The sequence below is a fragment of the Bartonella sp. AP9QHHD genome (genome assembly GCF_042195625.1).
Taxonomy (GTDB): domain Bacteria; phylum Pseudomonadota; class Alphaproteobacteria; order Rhizobiales; family Rhizobiaceae; genus Bartonella.
In genome coordinates this window covers 100,917-125,137 of record NZ_JBHIOP010000082.1, presented here as the reverse complement: position 1 = coordinate 125,137, position 24,221 = coordinate 100,917, and the positions used below count along the sequence as shown (strand labels likewise).

13 protein-coding genes and 1 tRNA gene are annotated in these 24,221 nt (G+C 37.9%); 7 read left to right on the top strand and 7 right to left on the bottom strand.

Going from position 1 to position 24,221, the window contains the following annotated elements; translation table 11 throughout:
• Nucleotides 1–89 precede the first annotated feature (89 nt).
• Both ACFIK4_RS06105 and ACFIK4_RS06100 read left to right on the top strand, forming a co-directional pair.
• Entirely contained in the window at nucleotides 90–1,271 is a 1,182-nt protein-coding gene (locus ACFIK4_RS06105) for a DNA recombination protein RmuC (protein WP_375612812.1), read from the top strand.
• Nucleotides 1,272–1,382: 111 nt separating this feature from the next.
• Nucleotides 1,383–1,970, top strand: coding sequence for a hypothetical protein (locus ACFIK4_RS06100; protein ID WP_375612813.1), 588 nt, complete (start codon nucleotides 1,383–1,385; stop codon nucleotides 1,968–1,970).
• Nucleotides 1,971–3,568: 1,598 nt separating this feature from the next.
• Here the strand turns inward: ACFIK4_RS06100 and ACFIK4_RS06095 are convergent.
• Nucleotides 3,569–3,644, bottom strand: a tRNA-Ala gene (locus tag ACFIK4_RS06095).
• A 117-nt stretch (nucleotides 3,645–3,761) separates the two neighbouring features.
• Nucleotides 3,762–4,142: a TIGR02300 family protein gene (locus ACFIK4_RS06090; RefSeq protein ID WP_375611400.1), complete on the bottom strand. Its 381-nt coding sequence runs from the start codon at nucleotides 4,140–4,142 to the stop codon at nucleotides 3,762–3,764.
• A 187-nt stretch (nucleotides 4,143–4,329) separates the two neighbouring features.
• On the opposite strand from ACFIK4_RS06090, the gene aroA reads away from it, so the two are divergent.
• From aroA to pncB, 5 genes are all read left to right on the top strand, one after another.
• Nucleotides 4,330–5,658, top strand: coding sequence for a 3-phosphoshikimate 1-carboxyvinyltransferase (aroA, locus tag ACFIK4_RS06085; RefSeq protein ID WP_375611401.1), 1,329 nt, complete (start codon nucleotides 4,330–4,332; stop codon nucleotides 5,656–5,658).
• Complete coding sequence (gene cmk / locus ACFIK4_RS06080) at nucleotides 5,655–6,302, top strand: (d)CMP kinase (protein ID WP_375668151.1); 648 nt, start codon at nucleotides 5,655–5,657, stop codon at nucleotides 6,300–6,302. Before aroA ends, cmk begins: the two co-directional genes overlap by 4 nt.
• Before the next feature lie 131 nt (nucleotides 6,303–6,433).
• Nucleotides 6,434–8,134 carry a 30S ribosomal protein S1 gene (gene rpsA / locus ACFIK4_RS06075; protein WP_026500132.1) on the top strand — a complete coding sequence of 567 codons (1,701 nt, stop codon included), beginning with the start codon at nucleotides 6,434–6,436 and terminating at the stop codon, nucleotides 8,132–8,134.
• Nucleotides 8,135–8,360: 226 nt separating this feature from the next.
• Nucleotides 8,361–16,931 (top strand): GH36-type glycosyl hydrolase domain-containing protein, encoded by an 8,571-nt coding sequence (locus ACFIK4_RS06070; protein ID WP_375675448.1) that lies wholly within the window; start codon nucleotides 8,361–8,363, stop codon nucleotides 16,929–16,931.
• Nucleotides 16,932–17,063: 132 nt separating this feature from the next.
• On the top strand, nucleotides 17,064–18,368 hold the full coding sequence (pncB, locus tag ACFIK4_RS06065) for a nicotinate phosphoribosyltransferase (RefSeq protein WP_375611404.1): 1,305 nt from the start codon (nucleotides 17,064–17,066) through the stop codon (nucleotides 18,366–18,368).
• A gap of 1,463 nt (nucleotides 18,369–19,831) precedes the next feature.
• Here the strand turns inward: pncB and ACFIK4_RS06060 are convergent.
• The 5 genes from ACFIK4_RS06060 to ACFIK4_RS06040 form a co-directional block, all read right to left on the bottom strand.
• The gene (locus ACFIK4_RS06060) at nucleotides 19,832–20,218 is read right to left on the bottom strand and encodes a YbaN family protein (RefSeq protein WP_375611405.1); all 387 of its coding nucleotides are present in this window, start codon (nucleotides 20,216–20,218) and stop codon (nucleotides 19,832–19,834) included.
• A 410-nt stretch (nucleotides 20,219–20,628) separates the two neighbouring features.
• Nucleotides 20,629–21,534 (bottom strand): metal ABC transporter permease, encoded by a 906-nt coding sequence (locus tag ACFIK4_RS06055; RefSeq protein WP_273790250.1) that lies wholly within the window; start codon nucleotides 21,532–21,534, stop codon nucleotides 20,629–20,631.
• Complete coding sequence (locus tag ACFIK4_RS06050; RefSeq protein ID WP_375611406.1) at nucleotides 21,531–22,397, bottom strand: metal ABC transporter permease; 867 nt, start codon at nucleotides 22,395–22,397, stop codon at nucleotides 21,531–21,533. The genes ACFIK4_RS06055 and ACFIK4_RS06050 overlap by 4 nt, the downstream gene beginning before the upstream one ends.
• Complete coding sequence (locus ACFIK4_RS06045) at nucleotides 22,394–23,224, bottom strand: manganese/iron ABC transporter ATP-binding protein (protein ID WP_375638161.1); 831 nt, start codon at nucleotides 23,222–23,224, stop codon at nucleotides 22,394–22,396. Before ACFIK4_RS06045 ends, ACFIK4_RS06050 begins: the two co-directional genes overlap by 4 nt.
• The gene (locus ACFIK4_RS06040; RefSeq protein ID WP_375611408.1) at nucleotides 23,221–24,129 is read right to left on the bottom strand and encodes a metal ABC transporter substrate-binding protein; all 909 of its coding nucleotides are present in this window, start codon (nucleotides 24,127–24,129) and stop codon (nucleotides 23,221–23,223) included. The genes ACFIK4_RS06045 and ACFIK4_RS06040 overlap by 4 nt, the downstream gene beginning before the upstream one ends.
• Nucleotides 24,130–24,221: the final 92 nt, after the last annotated feature.

Genomic DNA, 24,221 nt, shown 5'->3' with positions numbered 1-24,221 from the left:
AGTAGAGATTAATCAATGGTTTGTTATTGGTCAATATTGAATAACGGATTCTTGCGTTTTTTTACAATAAGAGCGTTATATTACAATTTATGTTTGATTCGTTTTTTTCCATACTCGCTGGTGATTTTTTTTCTAAACTAATGCTTTTGCTTTTATTTATACTTGTCTGTTTGGCATTTTTTATGTTGATACATTCTCATCGAAAAAAAGCATTTTTGGAAAATGAAATTGCTGAACGCGCACGTGAGGCACAAATGCAGATGGCTACCTTGCTGAAAACACAAGCTGAAATGCAAGGACGAATGCAAACGATGGCGGAAATTTTTGGTCAACGGCAGGCTGAATTGAATAAATCACTCAGTGAGCAACTCAATGGGATGACAACAAGCTTAGGCCAAACACTTCAGGTACAGACCAAATCTACTTATGAAAATTTGAATCGTTTGCAAGAGCGTTTAGCAGTGATTGATGCAGCACAAAATAATATTCAATCGCTTACGGGACAAGTTGTTCAGTTGCAGTCCATTTTAAGCAATAAGCAGACGCGTGGTACTTTCGGTCAAGGGCGGATGGAAGCAATTATTGCCGATGCCTTACCAACAAACGCTTATGCTTTTCAGGCTGTTCTTTCCAATGGAAAGCGCCCAGATTGTCTCATTCATATGCCCAATAAAGCTCCTTCTCTTGTTGTTGATGCTAAATTTCCTCTGGAAGCTTGGAATGCTATGCGTAAGGCAGAATCAGCGCAAGAGCGTCAAGAGGCAGAACGCCAATTTCGTACCGATATGGAAGTTCATATTCGTGATATTGCACAAAAATATTTGATTCCTGGAGAAACCCATGACACTGCTTTCCTTTTTGTGCCATCTGAATCGATTTTCGCAACAATTTATGAGGACTTTGAGGCATTGGTACAAAAATCCAATAGAGCCCATGTGATTATTGTTTCACCATCTTTGTTGATGCTCTCTGTCCAAGTGGTACAAACCATTATGAAAGATGCGCGTATGCGTGAACAAGCGCATTTAATTCAATCAGAAGTAGCAAAATTGATGGAAGATTTTGGACGAATGGATACGCGTGTTCGCGCACTACAGAAGCACTTTCATAAAGCAGGTGAAGATATAGAGGGAATTTTGATATCGTCCTCCAAAATCATGAAACGGGCAAATCGCATTGAAACTGTCGAATTAAAAGAAAATTACTCTGAACCAACAAAAATGACAACATTGGCTCAGTCGCAAACATTGCGTTTTGCTGATGAGGAATAAAGCAAAGCAAGCTTCTTAGATATTACAAGTTAGATCATGTTCTTTATTGATTGGTAATCATTTTTTAGTATCTCTATCTTGTTTTATTTCTTAAACGAGAGGAATAGGAATATGCGACACCTTTTGTTTTTAGGGGCACTGGTGTTTTTGCTAGAGGGATGCGCAACAACCACTCCCATCCACACAAATAATGCTTGTGCTATTTTAGCACAAAAAAATGGTTTTTTTGACAATTGGGGTAAGGTGTCTCAAAGAGCGGAAATGCGCTATGGAATTCCTATGCCTATTATTCTTGCAACCATTAAGATGGAATCGAGCTTTCGTCACAATGCACGCCCTCCACGCAAAAAACTACTTGGTTTTATCCCATGGAAGCGTCGGTCGACAGCTTATGGTTATGCTCAAGCGCTTGATAGTACATGGGCAATGTATCTTCGCTCTACAGGAAAGTCTTTTGCATGGCGTACGAATTTCGCAGATGCTGCTGATTTTGTTGCTTGGTATCATAGCCAAAGTGTTCAACGCAATGGGGTGAGGTTTGATGATGCATATAGCCTTTATTTAAATTATCATATGGGGCATGGTGCTTATGCACGTAGTGGTGGGCATGTCAGTGCTGCGCTTTCACAGACAGCACAGCGCATGGCAAGGATATCGAGGCTCTATGAACAGCAATTAAAAAGATGTGGATGGCATTAGGGAAGATTTTTGAAAATCTCAATCAGGGAATTGATGGGATAAAATTATTCGAAAGCAAAATTCCGCATGATATGATAAAATAGTGTCGTTTTCCGATCGTTCAATGAAATAAATTGTTATTTTTTAGAATAAACTCAAGCAACAGAAAGTTTTTGCAATACACAATATATTTGAAGATACTCTCGACATTTTTACTTCCTTTGTTAAAAAAATTTATAATAGAAACCATTTTCTATTTAGTGTTGGCATTTCGCATTGGGCTAAGTACTAGAGGTTATTGAAGAAAAATTTTAAAATATAATATCATTTTTTATTTTCATTATGCGTATTACTGGCTGATTATTATATGAATATTTTCTTTGTTAAGCGTATAAAATAGCAATTAAAACAAATGCAATTCGGGCATCATAAAAAGGGTAAAATATTCAATATAAAAAAACGAGAAATGCATTAAACGAAAAAACGTTGTTTTGTATAAAGAGGGCGCTACAGTCTTCAAAAAAACTAAGTGTATTTAGTATTGTATGAAATAAAACATAGTCGTCCATCCAGTTCATCTTAATTGAAAGAAGTTATCTTATTGTATTGTAAAAATACTCCTGTTTATAGGATGATAAGGTATATGCAACTTTATACACAATGAATATTCAGGGTAGGGAATATTCAGAGAAAGATTTGTAACGCCTATGAAGTAACAAGTCAGTCTCCAATGTTGTGATAGCTTTTGCATTTGAGAATATTTATGAGAAGCATTTTTATTCTTTTTCTTAAATGATTTAAGATATTGATTTATAAAGATAATATATCGTTATTCATATTAAAGTAAGAATCTCGAATGGCGTAGGGTTTTATCGTTTCAGATCTCTTGAGGTTGAATCAATAAAACCATTGGCTTGCACATAACAAGCACAATGGGTATGTGGATAAAAACTGTGAAAGAAAAGACTAAAAATGTTTTTTTATGAACATACATTCTCAAATGTAAGAATTATCCGTAACATTGGGAATTAGCACATATAATGATAGCACCACTTTGCTCTTACACCTCGACCTTGTTTATGACGTGCAGGGAAAAAAATTAATTGATTCAATATATTATTTAAGTGTTAATATACCTTAGTATTGAGCAGGTATACGCTACTCAAGGTGGATAATTTTTAATTGGCAGAACATCTGATCAGGCTAAAAATACTCGAAAAAAGTTCTGATTCGCAATAATTGAGAAGTATATTTTAATATTTTATTCTCTACTCTTTGTTTAAGTACTTCATATCTTTAAAAAAGATACCGGTAACCAACATATTATGATATTTGTGGAAATATTGTGGTAAAGGAAATTCAAATTTTGTCCTTTAAGACAAGGCGCAGGTTAAACAGCTCATTTTCTATTTCTGTGCAAAGCATAAAAAATTATCTACTTTCACGGTTGCGACAGTAAATTTTATAATCCAACAAATGATTAAAAATGTATTATAATATCATTAAGATGCAAGGAACAGGCGCTATTGGAATGATAATTAAATAGCACATAAACCTTTTAAATTGATGCACACATCTTTTATTATAATTGATTCCCTTGATAGAACAGTTGGTCTTTTTGGTGGAGCTAAGCGGGATCGAACCGCTGACCTCTTGCATGCCATGCAAGCGCTCTCCCAGCTGAGCTATAGCCCCTATAAAAACAAATTGTCCCAAAAAGACAGTATACAATTCCAGCTTTTCTAGAACGATCAAAATTGAAGATCAAGAAGAATTTACATTCAATAGAAAAGATGTCCTCTTTTACTTCTTTTAAGCATCGTCATCATTAGAAACACCGCCTCCGAGAATATCAGTAACGTCATCATCTTCATCGTCACCATCATGAGACAAAAATGTATCATCATCATCACCAAGATCTACATCACTATCTTCTAAATCAGGAAGATCGTCATCTTTAGAATCCACATCATCATCTTCAAGAAGCATAAAAGCAGATTTTTCAAGTGCTGTATCAAGCTCTTCAGTATCAACTTCTTCTTCATTATTTGCTTCCGCTGCTGCAACTTCAAAGTAAGAACGCGGATAAGAAATCCCTGTATAGGGCGACACAATAGGATCGCGATTTAGATCGTAAAATTTTTTTCCTGTTTCTGGATCAACACGTTTAGTTCCAAGTTCTTGTTTTGCCATAAACCGTGCCTCTTTGATTAACTATTATTCCATTAAAAGATAAATTTTATGGTGCTTAATCGAAAAATAATACCTTTGTCAAAGATAAATACACTGTTCCACAGTGATTTTTTCATGACGTCTTTTAAAGCATGTGCTAAAGGATGCACAATTTCATAAAAGTTAGATAGAATTAAATAGAATTTCCATGCAAAAAGCAATCCCTATAACCACCTATAAATCGAGTAGTCTCTCTGGAAAAATTCAAATACCAGGAGATAAATCAATCTCTCATCGCTCTCTTATATTGGGAGGATTAGCAAGTGGTGAGACATATATTCATGGATTACTTGAAAGCGCTGATGTACTCAATACAGCTGCTGCTATGCAAGCTATGGGTGCCTGTATTATTAAAAAAGAAGACTTTTGGATCATACGAGGAACAGGGAATGGTTGCCTTTTAGCTGCACAAAAACCTTTAGACTTTGGAAACGCTGGAACAGGTGCTCGTTTGGTTATGGGAATGGTTGGTCCGTATCATATGAAAACAACCTTTATTGGTGATGCTTCTCTCTCTAAACGTCCAATGGGACGTATCCTTGATCCACTGCGTCTCATGGGGGTTGAAATTGAGGCAACGCGCGACGATCACCTTCCTTTAACGCTTTATGGTCCGAAAATGGCTAATCCGATTCGTTACCGTGTTCCAATAGCTTCCTCCCAAATTAAATCAGCAATCCTGCTTGCTGGACTCAATACCGCCGGCACTACAACTGTTATTGAACCAGTTCTGACACGAGATCATACGGAAAAAATGTTAAAAGCATTCGGTGCGCAACTTGAAATAGAAAAAGATAACGAAGGTGCGCGTTTGATTCATCTTAATGGTCAACCCCATCTTACTGGACAAACGATTCATATTCCGGGTGATCCTTCTTCTGCTGCTTTTCCAATTATCGCAGCCCTTCTTATAGAAGACTCTGATATCACCATTGAAAATGTTTTGATAAATAACTCTCGAATAGGACTTATCGAAACATTGTGGGAAATGGGTGCTCAAATTGAATTTTTGAACCGACGTCAAACAGGTGGAGAGGATGTTGCTGATCTACGGATAAAATCATCGGTCCTTAGAGGCGTTACGGTGCCCAAAGAACGTGCTCCATCGATGATAGATGAATATCCTGCTTTGGCAGTAGCAGCTGCCTTTGCAGAAGGCAAAACAGTTATGCTAGGAATTGAAGAATTGCGTGTAAAAGAATCGGATCGATTGTCTGCTGTTGCTCAAGGATTAAAAATTAATTGCGTAGACTGTGAAGAAGGTCAAGATTTTCTTATTGTTTATGGAAAAGGTTCTGCCAAAGGTTTGGGGGGTGGGTATGTTGCCACACATCTTGATCATCGAATTGCTATGTGTTTTCTCATTTTTGGGCTTGTGTCAGAAAAACCTGTTACCATTGATGATAAACGAATGATCGCTACGAGCTTTCCAGAATTTATTCCTTTTATAAAACAACTTGGGGGAAAAATCGCTTGAAGCCTTTTGTTATCGCCATTGATGGACCTGCTGCCTCAGGCAAAGGAACCTTAGCACGCAAAATTGCTGCACATTATCGCCTTCGTCATCTCGATACTGGTCTTACTTATCGTAGTGTTGCTCATACGCTTTTACAACAAAATTTAGCTCTTAATGATGAAAAAAATGCTATTATTTATGCTAAAGAACTTGATTTTAATACCTTAAATCCTTCTTTTCTTTCTTCTCATGAACTTGGTGAAGCGGCTTCAAAAATAGCAATTAACCCTGCTGTACGCAAAATTCTTGTCGAAAAACAACGCAACTTTGCTAAAGTTTTGCCCGGCTGTGTGCTTGATGGGCGTGATATCGGAACGATTGTTTGTCCTGATGCCGATATCAAGTTTTATATTCTAGCCAATGTTCAAACACGCGCCAAACGCCGCTACCAAGAGATTTTAAAAAAAGGTGTTCAAGCAAATTATCATGAAATCCTAGCTCAACTTGAACAGCGCGACAGTCGCGATATAACGCGCAAACAAAGTCCACTAAAACCAGCAAAAAACGCCCACTTGCTTGATACGTCAGAATTGAGTATAGAAGCAACATTTGAAATTGCATGCAGTTTTGTTGATCCAATCATAAAAATGCATATAATTGGATAAATTCGTTAAGGTAACTTCCAGCCTAGCGCTAACTTTTTTCCTTTATTCAAGGAAAAGGCTAGGGAGTTACTCATGTTAACACTAACCTAGCGCTCATACCTTATAATACAAGGTATATATTAGGAGTTCTTATGTCACAATACAATCCCACAACAGCGGATTTTGAAGCCCTTTTAACAGAATCTTTTCAAACTAATGATCTTAATGAAGGATCTGTTGTTAAAGGTCGTGTTATTGCAATCGAAAAAGACATGGCCATTATTGATGCTGGTCTTAAAGTCGAAGGACGTATTCCTCTCAAAGAATTTGGAGCTAAAGCAAAAGATGGTTCTTTGCAAGTTGGCGATGAAGTTGAGGTTTACATTGAACGCATTGAAAATGCGATGGGTGAAGCTGTTTTATCGCGTGAAAAAGCACGGCGCGAAGAAAGTTGGGTCCGTTTGGAGGAAAAATTCAATGCTGGTGCACGCGTTGATGGAGTGATCTTTAGCCAAGTAAAAGGTGGTTTTACAGTTGATCTTGATGGTGCCGTTGCTTTCTTGCCTCGCAGCCAAGTTGATATTCGTCCCATTCGTGATGTTTCACCCCTCATGCATAATTCACAGTCCTTTGAAATTTTGAAGATGGATCGTCGTCGTGGCAATATTGTGGTCTCACGCCGCACTGTTTTAGAAGAAAGTCGCGCTGAGCAACGTTCAGAAATCGTACAAAATCTTGAAGAAAATCAAATCGTTGAAGGTGTGGTGAAAAATATTACAGATTATGGTGCCTTTGTTGATCTTGGTGGGATTGATGGTCTCTTGCACGTTACAGATATGGCATGGCGGCGTGTTAATCACCCATCTGAAGTGCTCACAATTGGCCAAACGATTAAAGTGCAGATTATTCGCATTAATCAAGATACGCACCGTATTTCTCTTGGAATGAAACAGCTTGAAAGTGATCCTTGGGAAAGCATCAGTGTCCGGTATCCGATTGGTAAAAAAATTACGGGTGCTGTTACCAACATTACTGATTACGGTGGTTTTGTTGAAATTGAACCAGGAATCGAAGGGCTGATCCATGTTTCTGAAATGAGCTGGACAAAGAAAAATGTTCATCCTGGAAAAATTCTGTCTACATCACAAGAAGTAGAAGTGGTTGTTCTTGAGATTGATCCTTCTAAACGGCGTATTTCTCTTGGCTTAAAACAAACATTTGAAAATCCATGGGAAGCTTTTGCCAATAAATTTCCTGTCAATTCGCAAATTGAAGGAGAGGTTAAAAATAAAACAGAATTTGGTCTGTTTATTGGGCTTGAAGGCGATGTTGACGGTATGGTTCATTTGTCTGATCTTGATTGGAACCGTCCTGGTGAACAAGTTATTGATACTTATAATAAAGGCGATATCGTTAAGGCTGTGGTCCTTGATGTTGACATTGAAAAAGAGCGCATTTCTCTTGGAATTAAGCAGCTTTCCAGCGATAAAGTTGGAGAAGCAGCTGCTTCTGGCGAATTGCGAAAAGGTGCAGTTGTAACATGCGAAGTGATTGCTGTTAACGACAATGACATTGGTGTGAAATTGATTGACCACAACCTTGAGACAACCATTCGGCGTGCTGATCTTGCGCGTGATCGTGATGAGCAACGTCCTGAGCGTTTCGCAATTGGGCAAAAGGTTGATGCTCGCATCACAGCATTTGATAAAAAAACACGTAAAATTTCAGTATCGATTAAAGCTTTAGAAATTGCAGAGGAAAAAGAAGCTGTTGCACAATATGGTTCTACAGATTCAGGTGCTTCTCTTGGTGATATTCTGGGTGCAGCTTTGAAAAAACAAGAACAAGATTAATCATCAATCATTAAAGTTGGTTTTATTATTAAGGTCACTCATTAGGAGTGACCTTTTTATTTTATAAAAAAATTGTCTGCTTATTTTTAAATTATTGAAACAAAAATTATAAATGCTTGCAAATAAAAACAAAAAGTTTGTTTTTTGTCTAACAACGGTTCACTATTCAGATAAAATGCTTAAAATTTAAATAAAAAACAATGTAATTGAATAACAATGGGACACTATGACGTGCATAATACCTTTCATAAAGTGCTTTTTTTCTCAAAAAGAGAAAAAAGATCATTTTATTAATACGGATTTTCCTCTTCGTGCAATTTATAAGGTACAGGAAGATCTTTATAACTTAGGGCATGATATAGCTTCTGGTAAAGAAATTTTACTCCCTGAATATGAAGGAGTAGGAGATTTTCGCAAGAGATTGAATGAAAATGCTAAACTTATTCTTCATGCCTTTCATACCAGTGATTTTGCTGCTCGAAATGATGAAACCATCGCACCATCTGCTCAATGGCTCATTGATAATCATTACACCATTGATAAAACCATACAAAAGCTACGTCGTAATCTACCCAAGTCCTTCATAAAGCAACTTCCTCTTTCTACACACAAAGCCGGAATACCACGAATTTTTGCTTTAACTTGGCTTTATATTGCGCATACCGATAGCAGCTTTTCACAAGAAACACTCATGGCTATGACCAACGGATTTCAAGAAGTTTGTGCGCTCACAATTGGTGAATTGTGGGCTCTTCCTTCAGTTATGCAAATGCTGCTCATTGAAAATGTCCGTCGTCTTTCAGTACGTATCGAAAAAGCGCGACATATGCGCCATCTTGCTAGTCAAGTAGCTGATAAAATTTCTCTTGTAGAAAATAAAACAAATCTACACTCTCTTTTTACGCAGTATAAACCATTTACTGTTGATCCAACTTTTTCAGCACATTTATTCTATCGCCTGCGCAGTGCATCTGTCGATTCAACCGTAGCATTAACTTGGCTTGAAAAGCAATTGAAAAGCCAAGGCAGTAGCTTAGAGATTGCAACAGCTGATGAACATACCCGACAAGCAGCAGATGGTGTGACCATGGGAAATATTATCTGTTCTCTTAAAGCTATAGATGATGTTGATTGGACAGCATGGTTTGAAACAGTGAGTTGTGTCGATTCTATTTTGCGTAAAAATAGTGATTTTTCTGAAATTGATGCTCACTCACGCAATATTTATCGACAAGTCATTGAAAAAGTTTCTCGCTTTTCGCCTCTTAGTGAACTGGAAGTTGCACATAAAGTTGTAGAAATGGCAAATTCCACTTCTAAAGATATGCCTCATCATTCTTGTGTGGGGTGGTACCTTGTTGATGATGGTCGTGGCATATTTGAAAAGGCTTGTGGGTATATTCCGCCCTTTCTCATAAAATGGACACGCGCTTCCTGTTGCTCAAAATTGAGAGTCATCGCCGTTCCTGTCTCTCTTCTGACGCTTGCTCTTTTGCTGGTAATTTACGCCCTTTTACAGCTATCTGGCATGACACAATGGATGTCTTTTTGCTTTACTGGATTGGCGCTTTTTCCTGCTATCGATGCTGCTTTTGCTTTATTTAACACTGTTGTTTCGTGGTTTGTCCCATCAAAACAACTCATTGGTTATGAATATAAAGAAGGTATTCCAAAACATGCACGGACAATGGTTGTTGTACCTACTTTGATGACATCACGCGCTGACATTGATGAACAAGTGCGCAATCTTGAAGTGCACTATCTTTCCAATCCTAAAGGTGCCATTCATTTTGCACTCATTACAGATTGGGTGGATGCTCCATTGAGAGAAACGCAAGATGATCTTGATTTATTGCACTATGCGCAAAAGAGTATTGATAAACTCAATAGTCGTTATCATCGTGATGAACTTCCGCTTTTCTTCCTTTTACATCGCCGACGCCTTTATAATACAAGCGAAAAATGTTGGATGGGATGGGAACGAAAGCGAGGAAAACTTCATGAACTTAATCGGCTCTTAAGAGGCGATAAAAATACAAGCTTTTATCCTCCCAATCCACATCTTCCCATGGATTGCCGTTTTGTTATGACGCTGGATTGTGATACACGTCTTACTCCAGAGAGCGTCGCGAAACTTGTTGGAAAGCTTAACCATCCACTCAATTATCCCGTTTTTGATCCACAAAGTGGAAAGGTTGTAAAGGGCTATAGCATTTTACAACCACGCATTATTCCTTCTCTTACAACAGGAAAAAAAACATCAATTCTCCAACGGGTTTTTTCTATAAACCGTGGCATTGATCCTTATGTTTTTGCTGTTTCTGATACTTATCAAGATCTTTTAGGAGAAGGCACCTTTATCGGTAAAGGTCTTTATAATATTGATGCATTTGAACAAGCGCTTGATGGCAAAATTAAAGAAAATACTATTCTTAGCCATGATCTCTTAGAGGGAGGTTATGCTCGTACTGCTCTGGTAAGTAGCATAGAAGTCATTGAAGACTATCCAACCGCTTACAATATTGATGTTATGCGTTATCATCGTTGGGTCCGCGGTGATTGGCAGCTTTTGCCTTATCTTTTTCCCCACCGTCAAATAAGTTCCGTGACGCGTTGGAAAATGCAGGATAATTTACGTCGTTCTCTCACGCCACTTATGTGGTTAATCGCAGCATTTGCAGGATGGGCTTTTTTGTCTTTAAAGAGTGCAATCGTCTGGCAACTATTCTTGTTGTTTAGCTCCTTCATTTCACCCATTCTATGTGTATTAAAAACGCTTGTCTCATCCAATATAGATCATTCTTTGCGTGGACATTTTCAATTAATTTGGAACAAAATTGCTCTTACAAGCGCTGATATATTTCTTAAAACGACGTTTCTTGCTCATTCGGCGTATTTTATGACCGATGCGATTATTCGTACACTCTATCGTATGACGATTTCAAAACAGCATCTTCTTGAATGGAAAACTTCTGCCGCAACAAAATCAATACCCAATAGTTTGCGTTTCTATGTTTTTACAATGGCACCAGCATCGCTTATTGGTATTCTTACTATAGCACTCCCTCTTTTTTCTGATAGTTTTGCAAGCTTGGTTGCTTTGCCTTTTGGGATAGCATGGTTTTTTTCACCCTTCATTGCTTGGATTGTGAGTCAACCTTCAACCTTTCAAGATAGCCTTGATCTTTCTTCAAAAGATGAAAAAAAACTCCGTTCTATTGCACGTCGGACATGGCTTTATTATGCAACCTTTGTCAATGCACAAAACAACTATTTGCCTCCCGATAATTTTCAAGAAGATCCTGAACCTCTTGTTGCTCAACGTACATCGCCTACGAATATTGGGGTTTATCTCCTTTCTATTATTGCAGCACGTGATTTTGGCTGGATTGGTTTTGAAGAGACCATCACCCGTATTGAATGTACATTACGCTCTCTTACAAAAATGGAAAAGTTTCGTGGTCATCTCTATAATTGGTATGAAACGGATACACTCAGGCCTCTTTTACCTACTTATGTATCAACCGTTGATTCAGGAAATCTTGCCGGTCATTTGGTAACACTCTCTTCTGCTTTAAGTGAATGGGCTGAAAAACCGCCTCTTTTTTTCCAAAGTGATCGAGAAGGCTTATCGGATGTTCTTGCTATTCTTGAAGAAACTGTCAGAGAAATTCCAGATCATCAACCCAGTTTACGCTCTTTACGCCAAAAAATCGAAGAAAACATCACTCGTTTTCATGACTCTGTCTTCACTTTTTTAGAACAAGAAAATACGGTCCCTTCTCACATCATAGATCTTTCACTTGCAGCCCACGATATTGTGCACTTAGTCGGTGAACTTGACCACAAAATTCAAACGATAGAATCTGCTGGTGCGCTTTCTTGGGCTAAATGCCTTATCGACACCTGTAACGCTCATCATAATGATGCGACTGCTCATTGTGATACTGAAAAATTAAGTAAAAAACTAAACAGGCTGGCTATAATGGCACGGCAAATAGCCTTTGATATGAAATTTGACTTTTTAGAACAGCCTAAACGGCATCTCTTATCCATAGGATATCGTGTTCAAGAAAACAAACTCGATGAAAATTGTTATGACCTACTTGCTTCAGAAGCACGTCTTGCAAGCTTTTTTGCCATCGCAAAAGGAGATATAAAACTTAAACATTGGTTTCGTCTTGGTCGACTTCTCGTACCCATAGGTGGGAAAGGTGCACTCCTATCATGGTCTGGATCAATGTTTGAATATCTTATGCCATCTCTCGTAATGCATGAACCTTTAGGATCTCTCCTAGATCAAACAAATCGATTGATTATTCGTTGTCAAATACAATATGCCCATAAACGGGAATTGCCATGGGGTATTTCAGAAGCCGCATTTAATGCTCGCGATCATTTAATGAATTACCAATACGCTCATTTTGGTGTTCCAAACCTCGGACTCCAACGTGGTCTTTCACGCAATGCTGTCATTGCTCCCTATGCCAGCCTTCTAGCGGCACAATATGCTCCTGCTTGCGCTGTCGCTAATTTAAAACGACTCCGTGATCTTGGAGCTTTAGGAACATATGGTTATTATGACTCTGTTGATTTTACTCCAACACGTGTGAAAACAGGGGAAAAATACGCCATTGTACGCAATTATTATGCGCATCATCATGGCATGTCTATTCTTGCTCTTAACAATGTTATTTTTCAAGGGCGAATGCGTGATCGTTTTCACCGTGATCCCGTTATTGAAGCAACACAATTGCTCTTACAGGAAAGAGCGCCTCATCTCATTCCTATTATTCATACCAAAGCTGTTAATCGTATGCGCAATAAGTCTCAAGCATTTGACGCAGCCCCTTTGCGCATTATTACAAACCCGTTACTCAAACCACGAGCAACTTTACTTTTGTCTAATGGCTTTTATTCTACCATGTTAACAGCGAACGGTTCTGGTTACAGTCGTTGGCACGATTATGCGATTACGCGCTTTATTCCTGATGCAACAGAAGATCAACAAGGTACTTTATTCTTCTTACGTGATACGCATAGTGGACGGTGGTGGTCTGTTACTGGTGAGCCAACACGTGTTATTGAAGAAGACGCTGTCAGCATTTTTACAGATGAAAAGGCTGAATATACAAAAATGGTTGATGGTATTAAATCAACACTTGAATGTCTTATTACATCTGAAGGATGTGGCGAAGGGAGACGTATTCAACTGATGAATACGACAAATAAAGACCGACTCATTGAAGTGACTTCTTATGGTGAATTAGCACTTGCCACGATGGATACAGACCAAGTTCATCCTGTTTTTTCCCGTATGTTTATAGAGACAGAAATTACTGAAGAAGGTAAAACAATTTTTGCCAAAAGGCGCAAACGCTCGCCTAGTGACCCTGAAATCTATGTTGCTCATTTTGTTTCTAGTACAACAGATATTCTCCAAGAGACAGAAGCTGAAACAGATCGCTCTCTGTTTATTGGTCGGGGGCGATCCATTCATCGTCCTGCTGCATTTGACCAAAATGCTCGTTTCAGTAACAGTCAAGGTTGTGTTCTTGACCCTGTTATGTCATTGCGATGCCGTATAAAAATTCCAGCCCATGAAAAAGCAGAACTTATTTTTTGGACTTTTGCTGCTCATACAAAAGAAGCGCTAAATAATCATATTAAACATTATCGACAACCTGATATGTTTCAAAAAGAACTTTCAATGGCATGGACGCGCTCACAAGTCGCACTGTATCAGAGCGGAACCCAGCTTAAAGACGCTATTGTCTATCAAAAATATGCAACACCACTTATTTATCCAGAAAGAACGTGGCGTCTTCCTTCTGAAATATTAGCAAAAACGCTAGGAAAACAGTCTAATCTTTGGCCCATGTCTATCTCAGGAGACAATCCACTCTGTCTTCTTAGATTAAATAACGAGGGAAATATAACTGTACTGCGCGAGCTCCTTAAAGCACATGAATATTGGCGTATGCGTGGACTCATTGTTGATTTGGTCATTCTTAATGAACAAACATTTTCTTATATACAAAGTACACAACGCGCTCTTGAGTGGGTCTGTGAATCTTATTATCACCACACGCAAAAAGCAGATGAACGCCAACATATTTTCATGCTTCGACGCGATCAAATGAGTGAACAGAGTTTTAAAACGCTTCTTGCATCAGCGCGTATCGTTCTTGATGCCCAAAATGGCTCTTTATCTGAACAACTTAAACGACTTGATGAGAATGATTTTAATCTCACAATTCGTAAAAATTATCAAGAACCTTATGATCAATTAGACTTGCCAAGATATAACGAAGGACAGCAATTTACAACACAAACTGAACAAAATCTTTTTTCTTCCATTGGTCTTATTAGCCAACAAAAACCATCCTCTTTTCTCCCAAATGGAGAAGATCTAAGATATTGGAATGGTTACGGTGGTTTTAATCAGCACAATCATTATGTAATACGTCTTCATGGACGTACCACTACACCGCATCCGTGGATTAATGTCATTGCTAATCACAGATTTGGTTTTCATGTCTCTGCTGAAGGTGCAATTTTTACTTGGGCTAACAATAGCCGCGATTATCAACTAACTCCTTGGGCGAATGATCCAACGTCTAACCGACCAGGAGAAGCTCTTTATCTGGTTGATCGCCAGTCTTTAAAACGTTTCTCACCCGTTTCTACTGTTGAATGTGACGAAAATATTGTCTATGAGGCGTGTCATGGGTTTGGATTCTCAACTTTTAAATCAACACATTCAGAAATCGCATTAGAATTGACTCATACACTTGATCCCGAAAAACCTATTCGCTTTTCACGTCTTATCCTTACGAATGAAGGGAAAAAACCACGCAGTTTACGCCTTTATAATTATGTTGAATGGGTTTTGGGAAATGTCCGTACAAAATATGCCCCCTTTATTGTTTCCTCTTATGAGACCAGATGGGGTGCACATTTTATTCAAAATCCCTATCACATCGAGAAATCTCAACAAGTTACATTTTTATCAGCGTCCGAAATGCCAACCAGCACTACGACCAATCGCGCTGAATTTATTGGTGCAACGGGAACCGTAACACGTCCAAATGCGATCCGTAAAGCCGCTGCTCTTTCGAATACCATTGAAGCAGGATGTGATCCTTGTTCAGCATTCGCCTATGATATTGATCTTCAACCAGGGCAAACAAAAGAAATCATCTTCTATCTTGGCAGTGCTGAAAATAGGCAAGAAGCTGAAAAATTACTCAATCAAGTACGTGCAAGTGATTTTGAAATTCAGCTCACAAAACAAAAACAGCAATGGAGTGATTTTGTTTCTCCTTTCCAAGTCAAAACACCTGATGCTTCTTTTAATCTTATGGTCAACCATTGGCTTCCTTATCAAATCTACGCATGCCGCATCATGGCACGCGCAGGCTTTTACCAAGCGAGTGGTGCATTTGGTTTTCGTGACCAGTTACAAGATAGCTTGTCTTTGTTATTGCTGGAACCACAATTAGCACGTGAACAATTGTTAAATGCAGCAGCGCACCAATTTCTTGAAGGTGATGTGCAACATTGGTGGTTGCCTGACACAAATGCTGGTGTTCGTACATACATTTCTGATGATATCGTTTGGCTTGCATATGCAACAGCTCTTTATGTCACTACCACTGGTGATGACGCTTTTCTTGATACGCTCATTCCTTTTATTGAAGGTGATGTTCTCAAAAGTGGGCAACAGGATGCTTATTTTCAACCCACCCAATCCCCAAAGGTTGCAACAGTTTATGAACATTGTGTTTTAGCTTTAGACCTTGCCATTAAACGCTGCGGACCACATGGTCTCCCTCTTATTTTAGGTGGGGATTGGAATGATGGCATGAATTTGGTCGGTGTGGAAGGAAAAGGCGAAAGCATTTGGTTAGGATGGTTTCTTGGGTACACATTACAAGCATTTATCTCTTTAGCCAAAAAACGTGCTGACAATAGCCATATGCAAATATGGAGTACGTACCTTGAACATTTAACAAAATGCCTAGAGAAAAATGGTTGGGATGGTGCTTGGTATCGACGTGGTTATTTTGATGATGGAACACCTCTTGGCTCTAAAATCAATGATGAATGTCAAATTGATACCATTGCTCAATCTTGGGCTATCATTTCTCAAATGGCATCGCCTGAACGTCAAAAACAAGCAATGACATCAATGTTGGAACATCTCTATGATAAAAAAGGCGGACTCATTCGCCTTTTTTGGCCGCCTTTTGATAAAAGTACGCTCGAGCCTGGTTATATAAAAGGTTATCCTCCAGGAATTCGAGAAAATGGTGGTCAATACACGCATGGTGCCATTTGGAGTATTTTTGCGTTGGCTGAAATGGAACAAAACGATAAAGCTTATGCTTTATTTTCTATGATAAACCCAATTACCCATGGACAAGATCCTGAAATTTATCGTGTTGAACCTTATGTAATGGTCGCAGATATTTATGCTGTTGAACCACGATGTGGTCAAGGCGGTTGGACTTGGTATACAGGTTCAGCCGGTTGGTTTTATCGCGCCGCAACACAAGCTATTCTTGGAATACAGCGTCAGGGAGACCTATTGTTTTTGCAGCCACATTTACCCTCTATTTGGCCAAAATATGAAGCAACAATGAAGTTTTATGATGCCGTTTATTGCATTAAAGTAAAATGGGGACCTAAAAATATGCTCTATATTAATAGCAAAGAATATACCGAAGTTCATATAGGGATAAAGTTACAAAAAACAGGTCAGCATGAAATTATACGTATTGTCAAATCTTAAAGATTAAAGATGAAAAAAGAGAGCAGACTTTTTATTCTTGTCCAAAACTGTAGAGTTGTTATATTGCACCGCCTATATTAGCCGTGTTGGTGCATAATATTTTAGATTTTATGAAAATGAAAGAAAAAGGTTATGAATCATCCGGATATTGCTAGACGTGTTTACAATCACACTTGGAAACTTGATCCCATTATTCGGTCACTTCTTGATACGGATTTTTATAAGCTTCTAATGGTGCAGATGATTTGGGGGTTATATCCTAATGTTAATGTTACTTTTTCCCTCATAAATCGCTCTAAAACAATACGTCTTGCCGACGATATTGATGAGAGTGAATTGCGTGCCCAACTTGATCATGCTCTTAGTTTGCGCTTTACAAAAAAAGAAATGATTTGGCTTGCTGGTAATACATTTTATGGACGCAAACAAATTTTTGAACCGGATTTTCTTCAGTGGCTTGAGAATTTTCAACTTCCAGAATATGAACTCACCCGCAAAGATGGCCAATATATCCTTCATTTTCATGGACCCTGGGCCCATAGTTCCATGTGGGAAATTCCTGCCCTTGCTATTATTAGTGAATTACGTTCACGTGCTGCTCTCAAAAAACTAGATCGTTTTGCTCTTGATGTACTTTATGCGCGTGCTAAAGCAAAAATGTGGAGTAAAGTTGAACGTCTCAAAAAATTGCCTGATATTAAAATATCTGACTTTGGGACAAGGCGTCGCCATTCTTTTTTATGGCAGCGCTGGTGTGTGGAAGCATTAAAAGAAGGCATTGGTCATTCTTTTACTGGAACTTCTAATGTTCTTCTTGCCATGGATACGGATTTAGAAGCTCTTGGAACCAATGCACACGAATTGCCTATGGTTATTGCGGCTCTCAGCAACAATGATGATGAATTACGCAGAGCTCCGTATCAAGTCTTGCAAGATTGGAATCGTTATTATGGTGGAAATCTTCTCATTGTATTACCTGATACCTTTGGTACAGAAGAATTTTTACGCAATGCACCAGATTGGGTCGCTGATTGGACGGGTTTCAGACCCGATAGTGCGCCTCCTATTGAAGGTGGTGAACGTATTATTCAATGGTGGAAAGAAAAAGGAAAAGATCCACGCAAAAAACTTTTAATTTTTTCTGATGCTCTTGATGTCAATACAATTGAAAAAACCTATCATCATTTCCATGGTAAAGTGCGCATGAGTTTTGGATGGGGCACGGATCTTACCAATGATTTTACAGGCTGTGCACCTCAGGAAATCGAAACTCTTGATGCTCTTTCCCTTGTTTGTAAGGTGACCTATGCCAATGGTCGACCAGCCGTAAAACTTTCAGATAATCCTGAAAAAACGATCGGTGATTCAAAAGAAGTACAACGTTATCTCAATTTTTTTGGTAATAAAAAACGAATTGCTAGACCTATAAAGACATAGTTTCCGGTTCTTTAAAACAAGTATATTGATCCATCATATTGTTTATAAGATTGATTTTTGTCCTACCCTAAGGACGAGGATTCTTAACCTTTGCTGGTCTGTAAACAGTTCGGCTGTTTTTGAGCAGATTCTACTTGGCCTACCACGCATACGCTTCACTTACATAAGGCGCGATAGATAAGACTTAAAAATATTTACGACGCATTAAAAAAATACTTAACGGGCCAAGGAAGTTTAGCCAAGGAGATTTTCTCATTTTAACCCTGTTAAATCAAGCACACTCATCTCCTTGCATGTATGAAGGTTTTCAAGTTCTAAGGGTTATTGTTGTAGTTTGACAGTAGGTTTTATACTAAGTGGGAAGAGGTTGGATTAAGTAGGAATACGTGGTAATTTGTTGTTTTTATGTACAATTTTGACCATTCAATGCGCGTTTTATCAAAATAGATTTTGACACCTAAAATTGCAAAAATTACCGAAAATCAGAAAAAAGTGCGTTTCCATAAATAAAAATGAGAAAAGGCTTTCAAAACCCTTTGAGAACATCTTTAAACTCTTTGAAAAAATAAATTGGTACAAAATCTAGTGTCAAAATATACAAAACCAGATGACAAGCTATAATTGTAGCATTAGGAATTACTAAGGCAAAATTGGAGGATGACAAATAGCATGGTGACTATTGGTGTGCATTTTGAAAGGCAAGGATGATGGTGCTCAAATAGATTTTATACACGTTACAATGAGATTTTACTTTATCCATGTATGGTCTGCTATTATGAAATGAGTAAAGTGTTGGGAGATGTTTCATTAAAATAAATGTGTAAATAACATGATTTGGGAGACCTTTTGTTTTACGTGAGGGGCATGACTTTATTAAAAACAGAGAATGCAATAATATTTTTATTTCGAATAAGCTTTATACAAAGACAGAGAAATTATTTATTCGCATATTATAATAAGAATGCGTGTATATATAAAACCATTTGAAAAACTCTGTTGTTTCTTATGAATTATTCTTAAGTTAATAACAGATGTAACATTAAAGATTGATATAATAGACCGGCTTCTTAACTGTATAAGTATAAAAATGATGGTGTTTAGTAAGCTTTGTATTATATCCTCATTAAGAGATATGAAAACAAACGAAATGTCTTTTAGAAAGAAATGACTATCATATCAATGACTTTTTAATGATGTATATGTAGAGATTCATACAAACATGCTTTACAAAAATAATGACTCTCTTCCATGAATGTGATTTATCATTGTTTACCAAGTGAGAACATTTTGAGTGTTCATAAAAATTATTTCACAAACATATTATTAATTAATTGCGTTCAAAAAGCTTGCTATTTCATATGCATTTTGGAAATGGAGAGCTTATATTCAAAACTTAAAAGTTCTCATAGTTTTTACAAATAAGTTGAAGCTAAAAAGAGTATCCCATAAAGCCTTTTTTATCATTAGGAAGATGGACGTGTTACAATATAAATGGCAATCAGCAATAATATAACCGCAACAAGTAAAGAAATCCACAAAGGAGGGTGTAGCATTACAAAAAAGGATAAAAATCCTCCTGTCATACTCATCATTGCAAAAACTTTAACGAATGGAGAGATTGCTTTTTTTTCTTCCCATCGCTTAATAGGGGGACCAAAAATACGATGATTATTCAACCATTGATGAAAACGTGGAGAAGAACGCGTAAAACACCATGAGGCAACCAATAAAAAAGGCACAGTTGGCATAATAGGTAATACGACACCGATAATACCTAATATAACCATCGCCCACCCTGCTATATAATAGCAGATACGTAAAGGGTGCGATATCTTCAAATCTTTTTTCATTTTCTCGTACTATTTTCCTCTACGCAAAACCCTATACAAAAACATTGTATCTGTTTTTTTCTGTTTACATGTCTGAGTGTACAATTACGCTCTACCCCTTCATGCGTAAGTGTCTTTGCTGTTATAAGTTCCTTGAAAATACCGAATAGCTTACACAATATTATAATCATTTTAAATGATTTCAAGAAAAGAGGAGAGATTTTAGAAAAACAAAAAAATAAAAAGGCTGCAGAAAAAATCAATGCAGCCTCTTAATTAAGAATGCAGTGTTGGGGGGGGGAGAAAATTTACTGCATTCACCTGCTAGATATTAGGAGGAAAAATAACCTAGCACCCCAAACTCTAATTAAAATAAAAATGAGAAACAATATATAAAAATGCATGGCTGATATGCATGAATTTTAACACTTTCAAGTCTCTTGAACTGTGTTTCGACGAAAGAAAATCATCATGAAAATAGCCATAAAAATCAACGTCAAGATCAACACAATTGTGGAAGCAGAATCAGAGCCGATAAATAAGCTGAGATAAATCCCTAAAAAACCAGAAAAAGCTGCAACAAGTATCGCGATCATTAACATAAAAGAAAACCGCTTTGTGACAAGATAGGCAATTGCTCCTGGTGCTATCAGTAAAGAAATAACGAGTACGATACCTACAGCTTTCAAAGCCGCAACAATTGTAAGAGAAATCATCGTTAGCAGGGTATAGTGGAGTAGAGATATTGGTAACCCCATTGCACGTCCTTGAACTGTGTCAAAAATATACAGCATAAAGTCGCGCCATTTTGCTGCTAAAATAAAAGTGACAACAGCAGAAATGATTGCCGTCTGCGTTATATCAAGCCAGTTAACACCCAAGAGATTACCAAATAGAATATGATTCAAATCTAAGCTACTATAAATAGACGTGGCTAAAACAAGCCCCAAACCAAACATTGAAGAAAAGACCACACCCATCACCGTGTCCTGTTTGATACGGCTATTGCTCCCTAAAAAACCCGTTAATAGTGCACACACCATTCCTGCAACAAAAGCACCGCAAGTAATCAAAGTCATTGTAATATTCTCTGGACGCATATGCTGAAACCAAGCAAATGGCAAAGAAGTTAAAAATGCGATTACCCATGGTGTTGTCATATAACCAACAACAACACCTGGAAAAACTGCATGAGAAATGGCATCGCCTAACAGCGCCCATCCTTTCAAAATAAGAAAACAGGAAAGCATCGCCATGGGAATAGAAAGAATCATGACAATAAGCATACCCTTAAGCATAAAAGAAAACTGAAATGGAAGCAGTAATTGATCAATCATGATAATATTACACCCTTTTTTGCCGCATTTATGCGTAAGCGCGCAGCAATAAACCCATGTTTAGGAGCAAAAATAAAAGCCAAAACAAATAAAGATGCTTGAAAAAGCACTACAACCCCCCCCGTTTGTGCATTCAAAAAATAACTCACATAAACACCCAAGACACTTGTGAAGGTTCCAATTACAACTGCAATAACCAAGATGTTCACGAAACGATCACTTAAAAGATAGGCCGTTGCCCCAGGTGTCACAACAAGACAAATGACTAAGAATGCTCCAACGGTTTGCATCGCAGCAACAGTACAAGCGGCAAGCAATGTGAAAAAGAGAATCTTTAAAAATTTTACGTTTAATCCAATGGCATGCGCATGCGTTTCATCAAATAATGACACAAGAAGATCTTTCCATTTCAAAAGCAATATAAGCAACGAAACAAAGCCGATAAAAGCCAATTGTAGAATATCTGTTGAACTCACTGCTAAAATATTTCCCAAAACAATCGTATCAATATTAACAGCCATTGGTTTTAATGATTTGAGAAACAACCCAAAGGCAAAAAAGGAAGAAAAAATGAGCCCAATAATGGTATCTTCTTTAAGCTTTGTCCGGTGGTTAAAAAAGAGCATTGCTGCTGCTGCAAGACCACCAGAAAAAAAAGCGCCGAGTGAAAAAGGTAACCCTAAAAGGTAAGCTCCTGCTACACCAGGAACAATCGAATGGGAAAGTGCATCACCAATCAATGACCAACCTTTTAACATCAAAAAAGCTGAAAGAAAGGCACAAACACACCCAACTAACCCAGAAACCCACATTGCATTCACCATATATTGATAGCTCAGTGGCTCAAGCAACCAAGAAATCATGCAACGTGCTCCACTCTTTCAATATCTTCACAAACGCTAGACTGCTTTCTTCCCATGAAAACATCATTTTTTTTTGTGGTTTGAAGATCAAAAATATGGTGATGCAAAGACCCTCCAAAAGTTTTCTCCAGATTTTCCTTTGTAAAGATTTTTTCTGTTAACCCAGAAGCTAAAACAGTCCCTTTTATTAAAACTGTATGATCACAAAATTCGCGAACAGAACCCAAATTGTGAGTTGAAACCAAGATCACTGCTCCTTCTTTACGGAGATCTTGTAACAAAGCAATGATTTTATCTTCTGTTGTAACGTCAACCCCTGTAAACGGCTCATCTAATAAAATAGCTTTTGCTTTCTGTGCAAGCGCGCGCGCTAGGAAAACACGCTTTTTCTGTCCACCAGAAAGTTCTCCAATTTGGCGCTTGGCAAAAGCCAACATATCAACGCGTTCTAAGGCAATACGAACGGCCTCATAATCTTGTGTACGGGCATAGCGAAAGAAATTCATATGACCGTACCGCCCCATCAATACAACATCTTCAACCAAGACAGGAAAATTCCAATCAACATCTTCACTTTGAGGAACATAAGCAATAAGATTTTTTTTCAAAGCTATATCAACGGGCAAATCAAACATACGAATTTTTCCCTTTGAGGGGCGTACAAACCCCATAATCGCTTTAAATAACGTTGACTTACCGGATCCATTAACACCAACCAATGCCGTAATAGAACCCTTTGGACTTTCAAAATTCACTTCGCGTAAAGCTGTATGTCCATTACGATATGTTACCGTTACTCCTTGGGCAAAAATTCCACATTCCGTCATTGGTTTTTTACTCCCTCTACTAAAGCATTGCTAATACGCCCACTCGTGACACGTAATAAATCAATATAAGTGGGTACCTCACCATTTTTCTCACTTAAAGAATCAACATAAAGAACACCACCGTATTTAGCTCCTGTTTCTCTGGCAACCTGCTTAGCAGGCGCAGGGGAAATAGTGCTTTCAGAAAAAACTGCATGAATATTGTATTTGCGAACCATATCAATAACATGCTTGACCTGCTGTGGTGTTCCTTGTTGGTCAGCATTGATGGGCCATAAATAAAGTTCTTTTAGATCAAAATCACGCGCCAAATAGCTAAAAGCCCCCTCACTAGTCACAAGCCAACGTTTATCTTGCGGTACAGCTTCTAATTCAGCCCTAATTGGATCAATCGTTGCACGAATTTTCTGTTTATAAATTTCAGCATTCTGTTTATAAATTTCAGCATGTTCAGGATCATATTTTACAAAAGCATCGCGAATATTATCAACGTAAATCAAAGCAGAGGTCGGTGACATCCACGCATGAGGATTGGGTTTACCGCTAAAGGGGCCCTCACCAATTTTAATGGGTACAATACCTTTTGAAACAACAACACTTGGAACATCCTTGATATTTTGAAAAAACTTTTCAAACCAAAGCTCTAACTCTAAACCATTCCACAATACAAGGTTAGCTCCCTGAGCACGCATAAGATCGCGTGGGGTGGGTTGGTATTCATGAATTTCCGCACCTGGTTTTGTAATGGATTCAACATCAGCGGCATCACCTGCTACATTGCGTGCCATATCAGCAATGATAGTGAATGTCGTAACAGCTTTAAATTTACCAGCACACAAAGCAAAATTGGGTGTAAAAAAAATAACACTTCCAAAAACTATGGTGAAAAACGTTCTTACGTTCATTGATTCTCTCTTTCCTTTATATGCCTTCTTTTTATTGCAAATAATTTGCATTATCATTTAGCAATAGCAGTTATCTTTTACATTTGCAATGA